Here is a 17,435-nt window from a genome sequence, read left to right as displayed (position 1 = left end):
TAGCGGGATTTATGAGTATCCCATACAAGTCCCTCGCGTATTGTTTCTTTCCAGCAGGGACTACACCATGCTCTCGAAGAACTCGATGCCTTTGGAGTCTTCTTTGAGAGTTACAATGGCTTTCTTCCAATCGGGCGTATAGCCCTCATTCCGGCCCTGACGTTTTTTTCTGCCTCTGACGTGCATGGTGTTGACTTTCAGAACCTTGACGCCGAAGAGTTCCTCGACAGCTTTGCCGATTTCGATCTTGCCGGCGTCGTTGGCCACTTTAAACGTGTATTTTTTCATGCCGATGGCCTCCATGCTGGCCTCGGTGATGATGGGGCGGATAATGATGTCCTGAGCGGTTCTCATTATGCATACACCTCCTCGATCTTTGCCACAGCGTCCTTGACGACGATAAATTTATCGTAGTTAAGGATGTCGTACACATTCAGGGTGCCGACCACGGCGGTCTTGACGCCCGGAATGTTTTTAGCGCTTCTGATGACCGTATTGTCGATTTCCGGCAGTACGATCAGTGCCTTGCGGTCAGCGCCCAAAGCGCCCAGCATTGCCACAACGCTCTTGGTTTTGATGGCGTCGAGCTTGAGCGCGTCGAGCACCACCATCTCGCCAGCGAGCACTTTGCTGGAGAGGGCGGATTTCATAGCCAGTCTCTTCACCTTTTTGTTGAGAGTGTAGCTGTAATCGCGGGGCTTGGGGCCCAGGGCAATACCACCGTGTCTCCACTGGGGAGCCCGGATGGAACCCTGTCTTGCGTGGCCGGTACCTTTCTGTCTCCAGGGCTTGCGGCCGCCGCCTGCGACCTCAGTGCGGGTCTTGGTGGACTGGGTGCCCTGACGCTGGTTGGCCAGGTAATTGACAACAGCGTCGTGCATGACGGACTTGTTGGGCTCGGTCCCGAAGACAGCATCGGAAAGCTCGATCTCGCCGACGTTCTTTCCCGCCATATCAAATACTGTAACCTTTGGCATCGTGCTTCCTCCTTCCCTTAAGCCCTTTTCACGCTGTCGGTGATAAAGACAATCCCGTTCTTAGGACCCGGGATTGCACCTTTGAGCGCAATCAGGTTGTTTTCTGCATCTACCTTTACTACCTCGAGATTCTGGACGGTGACCGTCTCGGAACCCATGTGGCCGGGCAGTTTCTTGCCCTTCATGACTCTGGACGGGTCGCTGCACGCGCCCATGGAGCCGGCGTGACGATGCACAGGTCCGGAACCGTGGGTCTCTTTCAGGCGGGAGTTGTTCCAGCGCTTGATGGTACCGGCATAACCTTTACCTTTGCTGGTGCCGCACACGTCGACCTTGTCGCCGAGCTCGAATTTGTCAGCTTTGATGATGTCGCCGACGTTTACTTCCTCACAGTTGTCCAGACGGAATTCTTTGAGGGTTCTTTTGACCGGGGCGTCCGCCTTTGCGAAGTGACCGGCGATGGGCTTGTTCACGTTCTTGGAACGGATATCGCCGAAACCGATCTGTACAGCCTCATAACCATCGTTGTCGACGGTTTTCTTCTGTACGACCACGCAGGGGCCCGCTTCCACGACGGTGACAGGGATGACTTTTCCCTTTTCGTCAAAAAGCTGGGTCATGCCGATCTTTTTGCCTACGATGCATTTTTGCATACTCTACTTACCTCCTATGGTTATTGGTTGACTCCCTTTGCGGGGCCAACATGACCTGACCGCGTGAAATTAAAGTTTGACTTCGATGTCCACGCCGGCAGGAAGCTCAAGACCTAACAAAGCCTCGACGGTTTTCTTCGAGGGCTTAATTATGTCGATGAGTCTTTTGTGGGTTCTCATCTCAAACTGCTCGCGGCTGTCTTTGTACTTATGGACAGCGCGCAGAATGGTGATGACCTCTTTCTCGGTGGGCAGGGGGATCGGACCAGAAATCTTGTCGTTTTCCCTCTTTGCGATTGCAACGATCTTTTCAGCCGCTGCGTCGACCAGCTTGGGGTCATAGCCCTTCAGTCTGATTCTGATGTTTTCTTTGACTGCCACTACCATCGCCTCCTCATAATTTTGCTTGTGCGGGGCAACGATCAAAAAACTGAACACCGAGCCGTGTGTTCCGTGCTCGGCCGTTTAAAAAACCGGTTAAACTGTGGAAAACCACACGTCTAGCCGGGACATGGGCGTTTTTTCGCCCTACGCAAAGCGCCAAAAATTCTGGAAAAGCGCAGCTTTCCCAAGATTTTTCGCGGTTTCAGTATTTTTTGTCGCCCGGTTTAAAATCGGACATACTCGGCGGAAATTACCTGCTTCTCAGAGCAGCAACCTCCCGCTTCATCGCATATCTAGTGCAGTCGTGCTTGTATATAATACAATAAAAATGGCTTAAATGCAAGCTTTTTTTGCATTTTTACGAGGAAAATACTGGTCAAGTGCAACTTTGTCGCTTTGACCATCTTTCACGAAGTTTTTCCGTCAATTTTGGACATATTTTTTATTTTTTCCCGGGATGCGGCGCCCGCCACGCCTGGGTCTGCCCGACACGGACCTCCGGTCAGGTTGACGGGCTCCCAGCTTTATACGCAACATTGCCGCGACGCCCGCGCTATCATTGCCAACGCGCAACCGCCGCGACTGTCCGGCATCCCCACTGGCAGGTGGCCCCTCGTAGCGTGGCGGGCGGGCACATTCTTTTCTCACATCTTAGAAAAGCGGCGGAACCAAATGGTTCCGCCGCTTCTTCTTTTATTCCATAAAGTATCTTCCGATGGCGTCGGCCGCGATCATGGCCGCGCACACCTTTTCCGGCGAGACTTCCAACGGCATGTTGCGCAGGGTGTCCCCTTCGCCGCAGGCCAGGGTGGCCGCTTCCATAAGTTTCGACTTATCCACCTTCTTGATGCCCATTTGGGCGAAAGTGACCGGCAGTCCCACTTCGATGCAGAAGGAAACCACTTCCTCGATTTCGTCCTCGGGGGCGTTTTCCAGGACCAGTTGGGTCAGGGTGCCGAAGGCGACCTTCTCGCCGTGGTAGAGGTGGTGGCACTCTTTGATGCAGGTCAGTCCGTTGTGGATGGCGTGAGCGCCGGCCAGGCCGCCGCTTTCAAAGCCGATGCCGCTTAAGTAGGTATTGGCTTCGATGATCTTCTCCACCGCCTCGGTGCAAACGCCCGCTTCCATGGCAATTTTGGCCTTGACGCCCTCGCTCATCAGGGTATCGTAGCACAGGCGCGCCAGCGCCATGGCGGCGCTTGTCACCTTGCCGCCGGCGCAGGTGTCGCTGCGGCTGGCCTTGGTGGCTCTGGCCTCAAAATAGGTAGCCAGGGCGTCGCCCATGCCCGCGACCAGCAGTCTGGCCGGAGCCGCCGCAATGATGGAGGAATCGACCACCACCAGGTTGGGATTCTGGGGAAGGAAGAGATACCGCTCGAACACGCCGTCGTCGGTATAGATGACGGAGATGGCCGAACAGGGGGCGTCGGTGGAAGCGATGGTGGGACAGATGACCACCGGTGTTTTTTCATAATAGGCCACCGCTTTGGCGGTATCGAGAATCTTACCACCGCCCACGCCGATAACGCAGTCGCATTTATTTTTCGCGACCACCTCGCGCAGACGATTGATTTCCGTCTCACAGCACTCGCCGCCGAAGACGTCGAAGGTCACGGCGATGCCGGTTCCCTGGAAGCTCTCCTCCACCATGGGGCCGATGCGCTTATTGCCCCCCTCGCTGATGAGAATGAGCATGGATTTGCCCATCTTGCTCACATAGCCGCTTAAGTTTTTCAGTTCTCCCTGGCCCTGCACATATCTGCTCGGGCTGATGATGATATTTGCCATCTGTTTGACCACCTTTCCTCTGTCCCTGCCGGGACGGGTCGCCGCGGCAGGGGTTTTGGTTGTAACACTTGTCGCGCCGCACGCGTTACTGTTGCAATGGGTGCCACAGCGCGGTCCCTGCCGGGACGGGTCGCCGCGGCAGGGGCCTTGGTTGTAACACTTGTCGCGCCGCACGCGCCGGCAGGTGCCTAATAGGCTTTGCCCCAGTAGACCATGCTCTTGGCGGGCTTGCCGCAGCAGACGCAGGTGTCGGAGATCTGCTCCTGCTCAAAGGGCATGCAGCGGGAGGATACGCCCGCCACTTCCTTGAGCTTCTCCTCGCATTCCTGATCGCCGCACCACATGGCCTTGATGAAGCCGAGCTTTGTCTCAGCGATCTCCTTGAGCTCGTCGAGGCTCTTGGCCTCATAGGTCTTTTCTTCCCGGTTTTTGCGGGCCTTTTCGTACATGCCGTCGTGTACGGCCTTTAAAAGCTCGGGGATCTTTGTTTCCAATTCGTCCAACGAGACGAAATACTTCTCCCGGTTGTCCCGGCGCACCAGGACGCACTGGTTTTTCTCGATGTCTTTGGGCCCGATTTCCAGACGCAGGGGCACGCCCTTCATCTCGTACTGGGCAAACTTCCAGCCGGGGGAATTGTCGGTCAGGTCGATCTTGGCCCGGCAGAACTTCTGAATGCGCTCCAGAACCTCGTTTGCCTTGTCGGTGACGCCCTCCTTGTGCATGGCGATGGGGACGATGATGACCTGGATGGGAGCCACGGCGGGGGGAAGCACCAGGCCGTTGTCGTCGCCGTGGGTCATGATGATGGCGCCGATCAGGCGGGTGGAAACGCCCCAAGAGGTCTGGAAGGGGTGCTGGAGGGTGTTGTCCCGTCCGGTGAAGGTGATGTCGAAGGCCTTGGCGAAGCCGTCGCCGAAGAAGTGGGAGGTGCCGCTCTGGAGGGCCTTGCCGTCGTGCATCATGGCTTCGATGGTATAGGTCTCCTCCGCGCCCGCAAACTTCTCCTTGTCGGTCTTGCGGCCCTTGATCACCGGGATGGCTAGGTCGTTTTCACAGGTCTCGGCGTAGATGCCCAGCATCCGCTGGGTCTCTTCCTTGGCTTCCTCCGCGGTCTCGTGCATGGTGTGGCCCTCCTGCCAGAGGAACTCCACGTTGCGCAGGAAGGGGCGGGAGGTCTTCTCCCACCGCACCACCGAGCACCACTGGTTATAGAGCATGGGCAGGTCCCGGTAGGACTTGATGACATGGGCGTAATGGTCGCAGAAGAGGGTCTCGGAGGTGGGGCGCACGCACAGGCGCTCGGTGAGCTTTTCGCTGCCGCCGTGGGTGACCCAGGCCACCTCGGGGGCGAAGCCCGCCACGTGGTCCTTCTCCTTTTCGAGGAGGCTCTCGGGGATGAGCATGGGCATGTAGACGTTCTCATGTCCCGTCGCCTTAAACTTGCGGTCGAAGATCTGCTGGATGTTCTCCCACAGCGCGTAGCCGTAGGGGCGGAAAATCATGCAGCCGCGGACGCTGGAATAGTCCACCAAATCCGCTTTGATGACCACGTCGGTATACCATTTGGTGAAGTCCTCGTCCATCTTGGTGATGGCTTCCACCATTTTTTTCTGATCTGCCACGTTTGTTCCAACCTTTCTATATCGCGTGCCGTCGGAGCGGCCTCGCTTTGATGACGGCGCCGGAAGGCCCGGGCCGGAGGATGCGGGAATTTATTCGTCTTCCTTGGGTTTTTTGCCGGAGGTAAACTTGGTTAACAGCACCACCAGCAGGAAGATGAGCCCAATGACCACAAAGATGCCCAGCATTCCCTTGCCCATGAGTTCAAAGGACTGGGAAAGCGCGTTCATATCCACATTCATATTGTTTCTCCCTTTCTAAGACGCCCGGGCGGTCAATGGATCATGCCGGGGACCAGTCCCAGGATGATGCCACCGGCGATGACGGACGCGATCTGGCCCGAGACGTTGGCGCCCACCGCGTGCATGAGCAGATGGTTCTGGTTGTCCTCCTTGAGGGCCATCTTCTGCACCACTCTGGCCGACATGGGGAAGGCGGAGATGCCCGCCGCGCCCACCATGGGGTTAATTTTATGCTTGAGAAAGAGGTTTAAGAATTTGGCGAAGAGGACGCCGCCGATGGTGTCAAAGACAAAGGCGACGAGGCCCAGAGCCATGATGAGCAAAGTGTAGGGGGAGACAAACTGCTCGGCCTTCATGCTGGCGGAGATGGTGATGCCGAGTAAGAGCGTCACCAGGTTGGCAAGCTCCTTTTGGGCCGTCTGGCTCAGGGAGTCCAAGCGCCCGCACTCCCGGATGAGGTTGCCGAACATGAGAAAGCCCACCAGGGATACCGACTGGGGCGCCACGATGCCCGCGATGACCGTCACCAGGATGGGGAAGAGGATGCGGGTGGCCCGGGAGACGTTCTTGGGATTATAGGGCATCCGGATGCGCCGCTCCTTTTTGGTGGTGACGAGCTTGATGGCGGCGGGCTGGATGATGGGCACCAAGGCCATATAGGAGTAGGCGGCCACCGCGATGGGGCCGATGTAGTTACTCTTGAGCACCTGGGACACCAGGATGGAGGTGGGGCCGTCCGCCGCGCCGATGATGCCGATGGCCGCCGCGTCCTTGAGCCCGAAGCCGCAGAGCACCGCCACCGTGATGGTGAGGAAGATGCCGAACTGGGCCGCCGCCCCAAAGAGGAACATCTTGGGGTTGGAGAGGAGGGGGCCGAAGTCGATCATGGCGCCGATGCCGATAAAGAGTAACAGCGGCAGGGCCTCCGAGGCCGCGATGCCGATGTTGAAAAGCCAGTCCACGATGCCGTTGACCTCGCCGATGCCCTGCACGGTCTGGTTGATGACGCCGCTCAACGGGAGGTTGACCAAAATAGCGCCAAAGCCCATGGGCAGCAGGAGGGCGGGCTCATAGTCCTTTTTGATGGCGAGATAGATGAGGAGTCCTCCGATGGCCCACATGACCACCTGTTTCCAGGTAATCGCCGTCAGGCCGGCGATAAGAAAATCCAATGTCACCGCTCCTTTTCATTCGTTTGCTTGTCCAATTTCCCTGCCCCGGCGCGCCGGAAACAGGGATTCTCCTCCATTATAGGAGAAAAACTCGGTTTTTTCAATAAGAAATGCGAACCTTTCCGCCGCAAAAGAAAGCCGCCGCACAATCGGATGTGCGGCGGCTCTTCCAAGCGTTTCCTATGCGTCGATTTTGGACTCGATGTACTTGACGATGTCGCCGACGGTTTTGATGTTCTCGACTTCCTCATCGGGGAATTCCAGGTCGAACTCCTCCTCGATGCTCATGACAAGGTCGACAACATCCAAAGAGTCCGCGCCGAGGTCGTCGGTGATGCTGGCCTCCATGGTGACCTGCTCCTCGTCGACATCCAGCTGATCGCAAAGAATTTCTCTGACTTTCTCCAGTACCATTGCTGTTCCTCCTCAAATGACTTTAGATTTTATTTTCTATAAGTTAAGGTGATCTTTCACCAGGTAACCCTATGGATATGCACTACTCTTCGGAAAATTCACCGATTTTCCTAAATTTGTGATAGCGGGCGTCCAAAAGCTCCTGTTCGTCCCAGTCCCGCAGCACCCCCACCGTGTGGATGAGGTAGTCTCTGAGCGTCTGGGCCATGAGCTCCGGCTGCTTGTGCGCGCCGCCCGTGGGTTCCGCCAAGATATCGTCGCACACGCCGAATTCCTGGAGGTCCTCCGCCGTGATTTTCAGCACATTGGCCGCTTCCTTCTCTTTGGAGGCGTCCTTCCACAGGATGCTGGCGCAGCCCCGGGGGGAGATGACCGAATAGACGGCGTTTTCCAGCATGGCCAGCCGGTCGCAGACGCCCAGCCCCAGCGCGCCGCCGGAGCCTCCCTCGCCCAGCACCACCGAAATAACCGGCGTCTTGAGGCGCATGAGCTCAAACAGGTTCTTGGCGATGGCCTCGCCCTGGCCCCGCTCCTCGGCCTCCACGCCGCAGAACGCGCCGGGGGTGTCGATGAAACAGAGGACCGGACGGTGGAACTTCTCCGCCTGGCGCATCAGCCTGAGGGCCTTGCGGTACCCCTCCGGGTGGGCCATGGCGAAATTGGCGTGCTTGTTTTCCTCGATGGTCTTGCCCTTGAGCTGGCCGATGACGGTGACGGGGGTCCCGTCCAGGACACCGATGCCGCCCACAATGGCGTGGTCGTCGCCGTAGAGCCGGTCGCCGTGCATTTCAAAAAATTCGTCGAAGACGACGGGGATATAGTCGCGCACCGTGGGGCGCTCCTTCTGGCGGATGAGCTCCATCCGCTCCCAGGCGGTCAATTTACTCATCAAATCCACCCGCCTTTCCCGCGCCGTGCAGGCGGATAAGGTCCGCCAAAGTCCTGCGCATTTCCCGGCGCTCCACGATCATGTCCACAAAGCCGTGTTCCATGAGAAATTCCGCCGACTGGAAATCGTCGGGAAGCCGCTGCTTGATGGTGCCCTCGATGACCCGGCGTCCGGCAAAGCCCACGAGCACCTTGGGTTCTGCGATGATGATGTCGCCGAGCATGGCAAAGCTGGCGGTGACGCCGCCGGTGGTGGGGTCGGTGAGGACGGTGATGTAAAGCAGCCCCGCGTCGCTGTGCCGGGCACAGGCGCCGGAGGTCTTGGCCATCTGCATGAGGGAGAGAATCCCCTCCTGCATCCGGGCGCCGCCGGAGGAAGTGAAGATGACGACGGGGAGGCGCTTCTCGGTGGCCCGCTCAAAGGCGCGGGTGATCTTTTCTCCCACCACCGAACCCATGGAGGCCATCATAAACCGGGAGTCCATCACCGCCACCACGCACTGCTCCCCCATGATCTCGCATTCGCCGGTGACCACCGCGTCGGAGAGGCCCGTCTTCTTCTGAAGTTCCTTCACCTTCTCCTCATAGCCGGGGAAATCAATGGGGTTTCTGCTTTTCATAAGGGTATCATATTCTTTAAACGTCTCATTGTCAACCGTTAATTCCAGTCTTTCACGGGCGCTGAGCCGGGCGTGATAACCGCAGCTTTTGCACACCTTGCCGCCCGCTGTAAATTCCTCCATCAGCGCCACCTGCTGGCAGCGGGGACACTTAAACAGCAGATCGCTGGGAATGCTGATTTTTTTTGCTTTTCCCTCGGAGGTGTCTTCGATGTCCAGCCGGGTCTTTACCTTTTGAAACAGTTCCTCCCACACGACGGCGTTCCCTCCTTTTTACCAAGCCCCCGGGCTTTTTTGCGCCCTTTGCCCAGGGGGCGGGGCCTACTGATGGGCAAAGTTCTTCCGATCCAAGAAGCCGATGTCGAAGCTGCCCGCCTCGAAGTCCGGGTCCTTGACCAAGTTTAACTGAAACTCGATGTTGGTGTCAACGCCCTCCACTAAAAATTCAGCCAGCGCCCACCGCATTTTCAGGATGGCCTCCTTGCGGGTGGGGGCGTAGACGATGAGCTTGGCGATCATGGAGTCGTAGTACGGAGTTATAGTATACCCTTGGTAGATGGCGCTGTCAATACGCACGCCGGGGCCCCCCGGCATGTGCAGCGCCTCGATGGTGCCCGGGCAGGGGCGGAAGCCCAGGGCCGGGTTTTCGGCGTTGATGCGGCACTCGATGGCGTGGCCCTTGAGCTGGATGTCCGCCTGGGTATAGGGCAGCTTGTGCCCGGCCGCGATGAGGATCTGGCGGCGGACGATGTCCACCCCCGAGACAAGCTCGCTGACCGGGTGTTCCACCTGGACCCGGGTGTTCATCTCCATAAAGTAGAAGTTGCCCTGTTCGTCCACCAGAAATTCCACCGTGCCCGCGTTTTCATAGCCGCAGGCCTTGGCCGCCGCGCAGGCCGCCTGCCCCATCCGTTCCCGCAGCTCCCCGGTCATAAAGGGGGCCGGGGAGGGGGATTCCTCCAGCACTTTCTGGTTGCGCCGCTGCATGGAGCAGTCCCGCTCTCCCAGATGGACCACATTGCCGAACCGGTCGGCCAGGATTTGGACCTCGATGTGACGGGGGCCCACGATGAATTTCTCGATGTACACGTCGCCGTTTGCAAAGAAGGTCAGCGCCTCCTGTTTCGCGGCGGTGAAGGCGCCTTCCAGCTCCGCCTCGCTCCCCACAAAGCGGATGCCCCGGCCGCCGCCGCCGGCGCTGGCTTTCACCATGACCGGGTAGCCGATCTCTTTGGCGACGGCCTTGGCGTCCTCCAGGCTTTCCACCACGCCGTCGGAGCCCGGCACCACCGGCACCCCGGCCTTCTTCATGGTTTCCTTGGCCGTGGCCTTGTCCCCCATCAGTTCGATGGACTCCGGCTTCGGCCCGATGAAGGTGACCCCGCACCGCCCGCACATCCGGGCAAACGCGGCGTTCTCGGAAAGAAAGCCGAACCCGGGATGGAGGGCCTCCGCCCCCGTGATCTCACACGCCGACAGGATGGCCGCGATATTGTTGTAACTGTCCTTGGTGGCCGCGGGGCCGATGCAGATGGCCTCGTCGGCGATCTGGGCGTGGAGGGCGTCCCGGTCCGGCTGGGAGAAGACGGCCACCGTCCGCACTCCCAGCTCCCGGCAGGCCCGGATAATCCGCACCGCGATTTCCCCGCGGTTGGCAATCAGAATCTTTTTAAACATGGCGTCCCTCCACTATTCTTCGCCCGCGGCCTTGGGGCCGATGGCAAAGGTGAGCTCCGCCGTCACCGCCCGCTTTCCATTCACCGTGGCCGTGGCCTTGCCCACGCCCATGCTGCTTCTCAGCTTGAGCATCTCCATTTCCAAGAGGACGGTGTCGCCGGGTTTGATCTGCTGGCGGAACCTTGCTTTGTCGATGCCCGCGAAAAAGGCCACATGGCCCTGAAACTGCTCTAAACTCAGCACGCAGACAGCGCCCGCCTGGGCCAGCATCTCCACCGTGAGCACCCCCGGCTGTACCGGCATGCCCGGGAAATGGCCCTGAAACCAGAACTCGTCTTCCTTTAAAGTCTTTCTCGCCACCACCCGTTCGCCGGGGGTGAGCTCCAATATTTCATCAATGAGCAGAAACGGGTCCCTGTGGGGGATAATTTTCTTGATCTGCTCTTGGTTCATCAGCACTTCTTCCACTCTCTTACCTCTTTTCTCCGGCTCCGCCGGGGGTTGTCGCGCTCTTGGTTTTCATCGTACCACTGTCGCGTCGCCCGCGTTACTGGTTCGTATGCGTCACAGCGCGGCATCCTCCAGCGGTAGCTGGCCTGCGGGCGGGATGACGCGCAATTGTTTCCTTTCGCATCACTGCCGCGTTGCCCGCGTTACAGGCCCATATGCGTTACAGCGCGGCATCCTCCAGCGGTAGCTGGCCTGCGGGCGGGATGACGCGCAATTGTTTCCTTCCGCACCGCCGTCGCGTCGCACGCGTTTATGTTGCCAATGCGTTACAGCCCGGCGCCTTACGCCGGGTCGATGACCATGACGGGCTGGCCGAACTCCACCGGCTGGGCGTTATCGATGAGGATGTCGGCGACGACGCCGTCAAACTCGCTGGGCACCTCGTTCATCAGCTTCATGGACTCAATGATAAAGAGGGTATCCCCCTTCTTGACCCGGGTCCCCACGCTGACGAAGGGGGGCTTTTCCGGCGCGGCCGAGTGGTAGAAGGTTCCCACAATGGGGGACTTGACCACCTGGCCCCGCACCTCCTTTTCCTGCACGGGAGCGGCGGCCGGCGCCTGGCCCGCCTGGGCCGGTGCGGCGGCGGGAATAGGCATGGGCACCGCGGGCATGGGCGGAAGCACCATCTCGGTCTTGGCTCCCTCGATGACGAGCTTCACCCCTTCGCTTTCAATTTCTAGCCGGGTGAGCTGATCCTCTGCCACCCGGTCCATCAGGCTGATGATATTTTCTACATTCAGTTCCATAGGTTCCTCCCCGCGCCCCGTCTCTGGGAGCGCCGCAGTTTGACGGGCTTATTCGCCCTGATATTTTTTCAGACACAGGGTGGCGTTCTGTCCGCCGAAGCCCAGTGAATTGGTGATGGCATAGGTAATATCCGCCTTCCGTGCGCCCTCGGTGACATAGTCGAGATCGCACTCCTCGTCGGGCACCTGGAAGCCGATGGTGGGCGGCAGCACGCCGTCGCGCAGCGCCAAGACGGAGACGGCCGTCTCCATAGCGCCCGCCGCGCCCAGCATGTGCCCGGTCATGGACTTGGTGGAGGACATGGGAATCTCCTTCGCCTGCTCCCCAAAGACCTTCTTGACCGCTCTGGTCTCATATTTGTCGTTGATGGGGGTGGAGGTGCCGTGGGCGTTGATGTACCCCACCTGGTCCGGACGGATGCCCGCCTCTTCAATGGCAAGCTCCATGGCCTTGGCTGCGCCCGCGCCCTCGGGGTCGGGGCTGGTGATGTGATAGGCGTCGGCCGTGGCGCCGTAGCCCACGACTTCCCCGTAAATCTTGGCCCCTCTCTTCTTCGCGTGCTCCAGTTCCTCCAAAACGAGCATCACCGAGCCTTCGCCCATGACAAATCCACTGCGCTCCTTATCAAAGGGGATGGAGGCGCGCGTCGGGTCCTGGCTCTTGGTCAGCGCCCCCATGTTGTGGAAGCCCGCCGCCGCGAACTTGGTGATGGTCGCTTCCGCGCCGCCGGTCACCGCCACATCCAGATATCCGTATTTGATGTTGCGATAGGCCTCCCCGATGGCGTGGTTGGCCGAGGAACAGGCGGTGACGGCGGTGAAGTTGGCCCCTTTAAAGCCGTGCTGCATGGCGATCATGCCGCAGCCCATGTTGGAGATCATCATGGGGATAAAGAAGGGGGACACCCGGTTATAGCCCTTTTCGATGGATTTGAGGTGTTCCTCCTCGAAGGTGCCGATGCCGCCGATGCCGCTGCCCAGGATGACGCCCACCCGAAACGGATCGTCGTCCTCGAACTTGCTGTCCGCGTCCGTGAGGGCCAAACTTGCCGCCGCGCAGGCGAACTGACAATACCGGTCCATCCGCCGGGCTTCCTTCTTGCTGATATACGCGGTGGGGTCGAAGTCTCTGACCTCGGCCGCCAGCTTAATATCAAAATCACTGGTGTCGAAATGGGTGATCTCCCCGATGCCGCACATGCCCGCTTGGATGTTCTTCCACATCTCCGCCACGCCCGTGCCCACCGGCGTCACCGCGCCGATGCCAGTCACTACCACTCTGTTCATGCCTTTTCCCATACCTTTCCATCCTCCCCTGGGGCCCTAAGGCCTCGGACAGGGGATTTTCAGTATTATTTATCTTAATTTATACAATTAGTATTTAATCACATCACCATGCCGCCGTCGATGACCAGGGTTTGGCCGGTGATATAGGTGGAATCCGGTCCCACTAAGAAGGACACCGCCGCCGCGATCTCCTCCACCTCGCCGAAGCGCCGGAGGGCGATGCCGTGGAGGGCCTCCTCCTTGACCTTGTCGGGGAGGACCGCCGTCATCTGGGTGTTGATAAAGCCGGGAGCCACCGCGTTGACGGTGATATTGCGCCCGCCCAACTCCTTGGCGGCGGTCATGGTCATGCCCACGATGCCCGCCTTGGAGGCGCTGTAATTAAACTGACCGGCGTTGCCGTAAAGCCCCGCCACCGACGAGACGTTGACGATGCGCCCGCCCCGCTGGCGGATCATCTGGGCCCCGGCAAAGCGGGTCATATTGAAGACGCTCTTCATATTGACATTGATGACCGCATCGTACTGCTCCTCGCTCATGCGCACCAAGAGACCGTCCCGGGTGATACCGGCGTTGTTGACGAGCACGTCCAGGCTGCCGAAACGGGCCACCACCTTCTTGACCATCTCGCCGCAGCCGTCAAAATCGGTGACGTCGCACAGGAAGCAGTCGGCGTCCACGCCGTACTCCCGGCACTTGGCCGCCACCTGCTTGCCGCCGTTTTCAAATTCCACCTCGCCGCGGCAGTTGACCGCGATGTTCATGCCGTCCCTGGCCAGACGCTCTGCGATGCAGGCGCCGATGCCCTGGGAGGCTCCGGTAATTAACGCTGTTTTTGCCAAAATCAACACTCCTTTTTCTCACTGTGTCCCATGCCCTCAAAAAGGGCGCTTTTTCTATTCTCCCGGCCCGCTTTGCGGCGGACGGGGCGGGCCGTCAAAGGCCCCCTATCAATCTGTGCGCCTGACCCGCCGATGGGGGGCGCAGCCGAAGTATTTCGCTTTTGTGCTGTCCGGCGCCGTATCGAAGCCGGCGATGAGTCCGGGACGCCTAGGGTTCGCGGGAGGGCCCGCTTTCCCGTCCGCGCCCTCTGGGAGCGGCGCGCATAGGGGGCGAGCGCCACGATCGAAAAGGCGGCCGGCCCCACCCAGAGCCACGGAGTACACGGGGCCCTTATTCCACGTCGAAGATGACCGCGCCGTAGGTGAGCCCCGCGCCGAAGCCCACCAGACACACCCGGGTGCCCGACGGCATCCGGCCCAGGCGTCTTGCCTCCTCGCAGGCGATGGGGATGCTGGCGCTGGAGGTGTTGGCGTATTTATCCAAGTTGCAGAAGACCTTCTCCATGGGGATGTGCAGCTTCTGGGCCGCGGTCTTGATGATGCGGATATTGGCCTGGTGGGGGATGAGCAGGTCGATGGACTCGGTGGAAACTCCCGCCTTCTCCGCCGCCTTTTCCACGGCCCGGGGCATGATGCGGGTGGCAAACTTATAGACCTCTCTTCCGTCCATATAGAGGACGCCGTCGGGCCAGTCGACATACTCTTCAGGCAGCGCGGGCACGTCATGCTCCATGAACACCGTCTTTTTCTCCGGACGCCGGGCAAAGAGCAGATGCGCCCCCGTGCCGTCGGCGCCCATATAAGAGGTATAGAAGGCGTCGGACTTTTCCAGCAAATAGGCCGCCGCCCCGTCCCCGAACAGGACGCAGGTGGAGCGGTCCTCGTAGTTGGTGATCTGGCTCAGCCGCTCGGAGGAGATGACCAGCGCCTTTTTGACGTCCCCGCTCACGAGATACCGCCGGGCCATGTCGATGGCGTAGACGCACCCGGCACAGGCGCAGTTGACGTCGATGCACATGCACTCCTCAATGCCCAGCCCGCTCTGGGCGATGCAGGCCATGGAGGGGGAATAAAAATCGGCGGTGACGGTGCTGAAGATGATGAGATCCACGTCGTCGGGCTCCACACCCGCGTCACGCAGGGCCCCCTTGGCCGCCTTGACGCCCATCTCCACCGTCAGTTCCCCGTCGGCGATGTGGCGGGTCTTGATGCCGGAACGGGAGGTGATCCACTCGTCGGAGGTATCCAAAAATGAGGTGAACGCCTCGTTTTCCACGCAGAGGGGAGGAATATAGCTCCCCATCCCTAAAATTTTAATTCCCATATCGTTTCCCTGTCTCCGCTTCCCGCGCGCGGACTTTTGCTCATGCTCTTTCATTCGGGAGCCGCCCGCGGGCCGTATTTGGCGGCCTCCCGCTCATTTCTTGTGAAGTTTTCCCCCAGCGCCTTGATTTTCTCGGGGTTTATTGTTATAGTAATTTTGGTAAGCCTCCCGCAAAAGCCTGTGGCTGGGAGGTTCTTTTTCTGCAAAGGGCGCTCTCACGCGCTGCTAGGAATTTCCAATTTTTATAAAAAATATAATAGCCGTTACATTTTATTATGATAGTGACTGACGGCCGATTTGTCAATGATGATTTTGTGAAAATCGTGGCAAATGGCAGGATTTTTCGTCGCGAAGCCATCAAAATGGAGGTTTGACATGACCAAAGTAGCTTATCTTTTCGCAGGCCAGGGCTCTCAATACTGCGGCATGGGCAAGGAGTTCTACGACACTTCCCCCGCCGTCCGCCAGATCTATGAGTGCGCCGGGGACATCCTGGGCCGTGATATCGCCGCCGTCTCCTTTGGGGAGGACGCCGACGCCCTCTCCCAGACCATCAACGCCCAGCCGGCCATCTTTGCCATGAGCCTTGCCTGCTACACCCTGTGCAAGGATCACCTGCCCCCGGCCATGGCCATGGCGGGCCACTCGTTGGGCGAATACGCGGCCCTTTGCGCCAACGGGGTCATGAGCATGGAGGACGGCTTCCGGGTCATCGACGCCCGGGCCCGCGCCATGCAGCAGGCGGGTGAACGCCATCCGGGGGCCATGTACGCCATCGTCGGCTGTGACCCGGAGAAGGTGGGGGAAGTCTGTGAGGGCATCGACGGCTATGTGCTGCCGGTCAATTACAACAGCCCCGTCCAGACCGTCATCGCCGGGGAGCTGGACGCCGCCGCCAAAGCGGTGGAAGTCTTCACCCAAATGGGCCACCGGGCCGTCAAACTGGGGGTGTCGGCGGCATTTCACTCCCGGCTCATGGAGGAGGCCGCCGTCTCCTTTAAAGAGGCCATCGCCTCCATTCCCTTTGGGAAAGGGAAAGCCCCCTTCTATTCCAATGTGACCGGCGACTGCGACGCCGATCTCACGGACATGCCCTCCTATCTGGCCCGCCACATGGTGTCCCCGGTCCTCTTTACAAAAGAGCTTGCGAACATCCGGCAAGCGGGGGCCAGCATCTTCGTGGAGCTCGGGCCGGGCAAGGTGCTGACGGGGCTGGTGCGCAAGACCCTCAAGGGCATGCCCAACCTCCACATCGAAAACAAGAAAACTTTGGGGACAGCCATCGCGGAATTGTCCCTGTAACCTAAAGCGAGGCGACCGAACATGGAAATGCAAAAGGCGCGCTCCTTTGCCCTCATCGGCTATCCTTTAGGGCACACCATGTCGCCCCCCATCCACGCCGCCCTCTTTGCGCTGGCGGGACAGACGGGGGACTATCAGGTCATGGAAATCCCCCCCGAGGCGCTGTCCGGACGGGTGGGAGCGCTCCGCGCGCTCACCGGCTTTAATGTGACGATTCCCCATAAACTGGAAATTATACCTCATCTGGACGCACTTTCGGACAGCGCCCGCCGCTTTGGGGCGGTCAACACCGTCCGGTGCGGGGAACAGATGGTGGGCTACAACACCGACGTGGACGGCTTTCTCCGCTCCCTGCGTGAAGCGGGGGTGGAGACCCGGGACCAGCGGGTGCTGATCCTGGGGGCCGGCGGGGCCGGGCGGATGATGGCCATTGAACTTGCCCTGCGCGGGTGCGACGTGGTATTGGCCGTGCGGCTGGGCGGCGTGCCCCGGGCCGAAGGCGTCCTCGCGGACATCCGGGCCCTCTCCCCCCACGCGCGGGCGCGGCTGGTGCTCATGGACGAAGTGTTGCCCCTCATGGAGCGGGAGGGCGCGTTTGATCTGATGTGCAACGCCACCCCGGTGGGGATGTTCCCCAAAGTGGAGGCCATGCCCGCCACCGAAGAGATGATGGCCGGTTGCCGCCAAGTCTTCGACGCCATCTATAACCCCGGCGAGACCCGGCTGCTGGCGTGCGCCCGCCGCCTGAGCAAAAAGGCCGTGGGCGGCATGTCCATGCTGGTGTGGCAGGCGGTGGCCGCCCACGAAATCTGGGACGGCTCCTCCTATGACCCCGCCGACATCGCGGCCCTCACCGTGCGCTTTGAGCGGGAGATGGCAAAGACGGGACGGTAAGGGGCGCGATTTCCTGTCTTCTGCGCCGCCGGGTACCTTAACGATAGAATGATCATGCAACTGCCCCGTGGGGCGGAAGGGAGTAAAAC

General features: G+C 59.7%; 19 protein-coding genes. 2 read left to right on the top strand and 17 right to left on the bottom strand.

Annotated elements, in window-relative coordinates; translation table 11 throughout:
- Positions 1 to 60: 60 nt before the first annotated feature.
- The 17 genes from rplW to H8709_RS05310 form a co-directional block, all read right to left on the bottom strand.
- On the bottom strand, positions 61 to 354 hold the full coding sequence (gene rplW / locus H8709_RS05390) for a 50S ribosomal protein L23 (RefSeq protein WP_262397353.1): 294 nt from the start codon (positions 352 to 354) through the stop codon (positions 61 to 63).
- Positions 354 to 977: a 50S ribosomal protein L4 gene (gene rplD, locus H8709_RS05385; RefSeq protein ID WP_262397352.1), complete on the bottom strand. Its 624-nt coding sequence runs from the start codon at positions 975 to 977 to the stop codon at positions 354 to 356. The genes rplW and rplD overlap by 1 nt, the downstream gene beginning before the upstream one ends.
- Positions 978 to 994: 17 nt before the next feature.
- Positions 995 to 1,630 (bottom strand): 50S ribosomal protein L3, encoded by a 636-nt coding sequence (rplC, locus tag H8709_RS05380; RefSeq protein WP_262397351.1) that lies wholly within the window; start codon positions 1,628 to 1,630, stop codon positions 995 to 997.
- A 69-nt stretch (positions 1,631 to 1,699) separates the two neighbouring features.
- Positions 1,700 to 2,011, bottom strand: coding sequence for a 30S ribosomal protein S10 (gene rpsJ, locus H8709_RS05375; protein ID WP_262397350.1), 312 nt, complete (start codon positions 2,009 to 2,011; stop codon positions 1,700 to 1,702).
- A gap of 696 nt (positions 2,012 to 2,707) precedes the next feature.
- Complete coding sequence (locus H8709_RS05370) at positions 2,708 to 3,802, bottom strand: glycerol dehydrogenase (protein ID WP_262397349.1); 1,095 nt, start codon at positions 3,800 to 3,802, stop codon at positions 2,708 to 2,710.
- Positions 3,803 to 3,990: 188 nt separating this feature from the next.
- Positions 3,991 to 5,409 (bottom strand): proline--tRNA ligase, encoded by a 1,419-nt coding sequence (gene proS, locus H8709_RS05365; RefSeq protein WP_392391666.1) that lies wholly within the window; start codon positions 5,407 to 5,409, stop codon positions 3,991 to 3,993.
- Positions 5,410 to 5,517: 108 nt separating this feature from the next.
- Positions 5,518 to 5,667, bottom strand: a complete 150-nt coding sequence (locus H8709_RS05360) for an OadG-related small transporter subunit (RefSeq protein WP_262397347.1) — start codon at positions 5,665 to 5,667, stop codon at positions 5,518 to 5,520.
- A gap of 32 nt (positions 5,668 to 5,699) precedes the next feature.
- Positions 5,700 to 6,839: a sodium ion-translocating decarboxylase subunit beta gene (locus tag H8709_RS05355; RefSeq protein WP_262397346.1), complete on the bottom strand. Its 1,140-nt coding sequence runs from the start codon at positions 6,837 to 6,839 to the stop codon at positions 5,700 to 5,702.
- A 180-nt stretch (positions 6,840 to 7,019) separates the two neighbouring features.
- Positions 7,020 to 7,253, bottom strand: coding sequence for an acyl carrier protein (gene acpP / locus H8709_RS05350; RefSeq protein WP_262397345.1), 234 nt, complete (start codon positions 7,251 to 7,253; stop codon positions 7,020 to 7,022).
- Positions 7,254 to 7,335: 82 nt separating this feature from the next.
- Entirely contained in the window at positions 7,336 to 8,142 is an 807-nt protein-coding gene (locus H8709_RS05345) for an acetyl-CoA carboxylase carboxyltransferase subunit alpha (RefSeq protein ID WP_262397344.1), read from the bottom strand.
- Positions 8,135 to 8,980: an acetyl-CoA carboxylase, carboxyltransferase subunit beta gene (accD, locus tag H8709_RS05340; protein WP_262397596.1), complete on the bottom strand. Its 846-nt coding sequence runs from the start codon at positions 8,978 to 8,980 to the stop codon at positions 8,135 to 8,137. The genes H8709_RS05345 and accD overlap by 8 nt, the downstream gene beginning before the upstream one ends.
- A 102-nt stretch (positions 8,981 to 9,082) precedes the next feature.
- Positions 9,083 to 10,438 (bottom strand): acetyl-CoA carboxylase biotin carboxylase subunit, encoded by a 1,356-nt coding sequence (accC, locus tag H8709_RS05335; RefSeq protein ID WP_262397343.1) that lies wholly within the window; start codon positions 10,436 to 10,438, stop codon positions 9,083 to 9,085.
- A gap of 12 nt (positions 10,439 to 10,450) precedes the next feature.
- Positions 10,451 to 10,891, bottom strand: a complete 441-nt coding sequence (fabZ, locus tag H8709_RS05330) for a 3-hydroxyacyl-ACP dehydratase FabZ (RefSeq protein WP_449354413.1) — start codon at positions 10,889 to 10,891, stop codon at positions 10,451 to 10,453.
- Between the two features lie 338 nt (positions 10,892 to 11,229).
- On the bottom strand, positions 11,230 to 11,697 hold the full coding sequence (accB, locus tag H8709_RS05325; RefSeq protein WP_262397342.1) for an acetyl-CoA carboxylase biotin carboxyl carrier protein: 468 nt from the start codon (positions 11,695 to 11,697) through the stop codon (positions 11,230 to 11,232).
- A gap of 48 nt (positions 11,698 to 11,745) precedes the next feature.
- Entirely contained in the window at positions 11,746 to 12,984 is a 1,239-nt protein-coding gene (fabF, locus tag H8709_RS05320; protein WP_262397341.1) for a beta-ketoacyl-ACP synthase II, read from the bottom strand.
- A 98-nt stretch (positions 12,985 to 13,082) separates the two neighbouring features.
- Complete coding sequence (gene fabG / locus H8709_RS05315; protein ID WP_262397340.1) at positions 13,083 to 13,826, bottom strand: 3-oxoacyl-[acyl-carrier-protein] reductase; 744 nt, start codon at positions 13,824 to 13,826, stop codon at positions 13,083 to 13,085.
- Between the two features lie 331 nt (positions 13,827 to 14,157).
- The gene (locus H8709_RS05310; RefSeq protein ID WP_262397339.1) at positions 14,158 to 15,150 is read right to left on the bottom strand and encodes a 3-oxoacyl-ACP synthase III family protein; all 993 of its coding nucleotides are present in this window, start codon (positions 15,148 to 15,150) and stop codon (positions 14,158 to 14,160) included.
- Positions 15,151 to 15,525: 375 nt separating this feature from the next.
- Between H8709_RS05310 and H8709_RS05305 the strand changes: the two genes are divergently transcribed.
- Positions 15,526 to 16,452, top strand: a complete 927-nt coding sequence (locus tag H8709_RS05305) for an ACP S-malonyltransferase (protein ID WP_262397338.1) — start codon at positions 15,526 to 15,528, stop codon at positions 16,450 to 16,452.
- 21 nt (positions 16,453 to 16,473) lie between these two features.
- Positions 16,474 to 17,346 (top strand): shikimate dehydrogenase family protein, encoded by an 873-nt coding sequence (locus H8709_RS05300; protein ID WP_262397337.1) that lies wholly within the window; start codon positions 16,474 to 16,476, stop codon positions 17,344 to 17,346.
- The last annotated feature ends 89 nt before the right edge of the window (positions 17,347 to 17,435 follow it).

It is taken from the genome of Zongyangia hominis (assembly GCF_014385095.1).
GTDB classification, from domain to species: Bacteria; Bacillota; Clostridia; order Oscillospirales; family Ruminococcaceae; genus Zongyangia; species Zongyangia hominis.
Note: the sequence above shows the minus strand (reverse complement) of the source record. Positions and strands in the feature narration are given on the sequence as shown.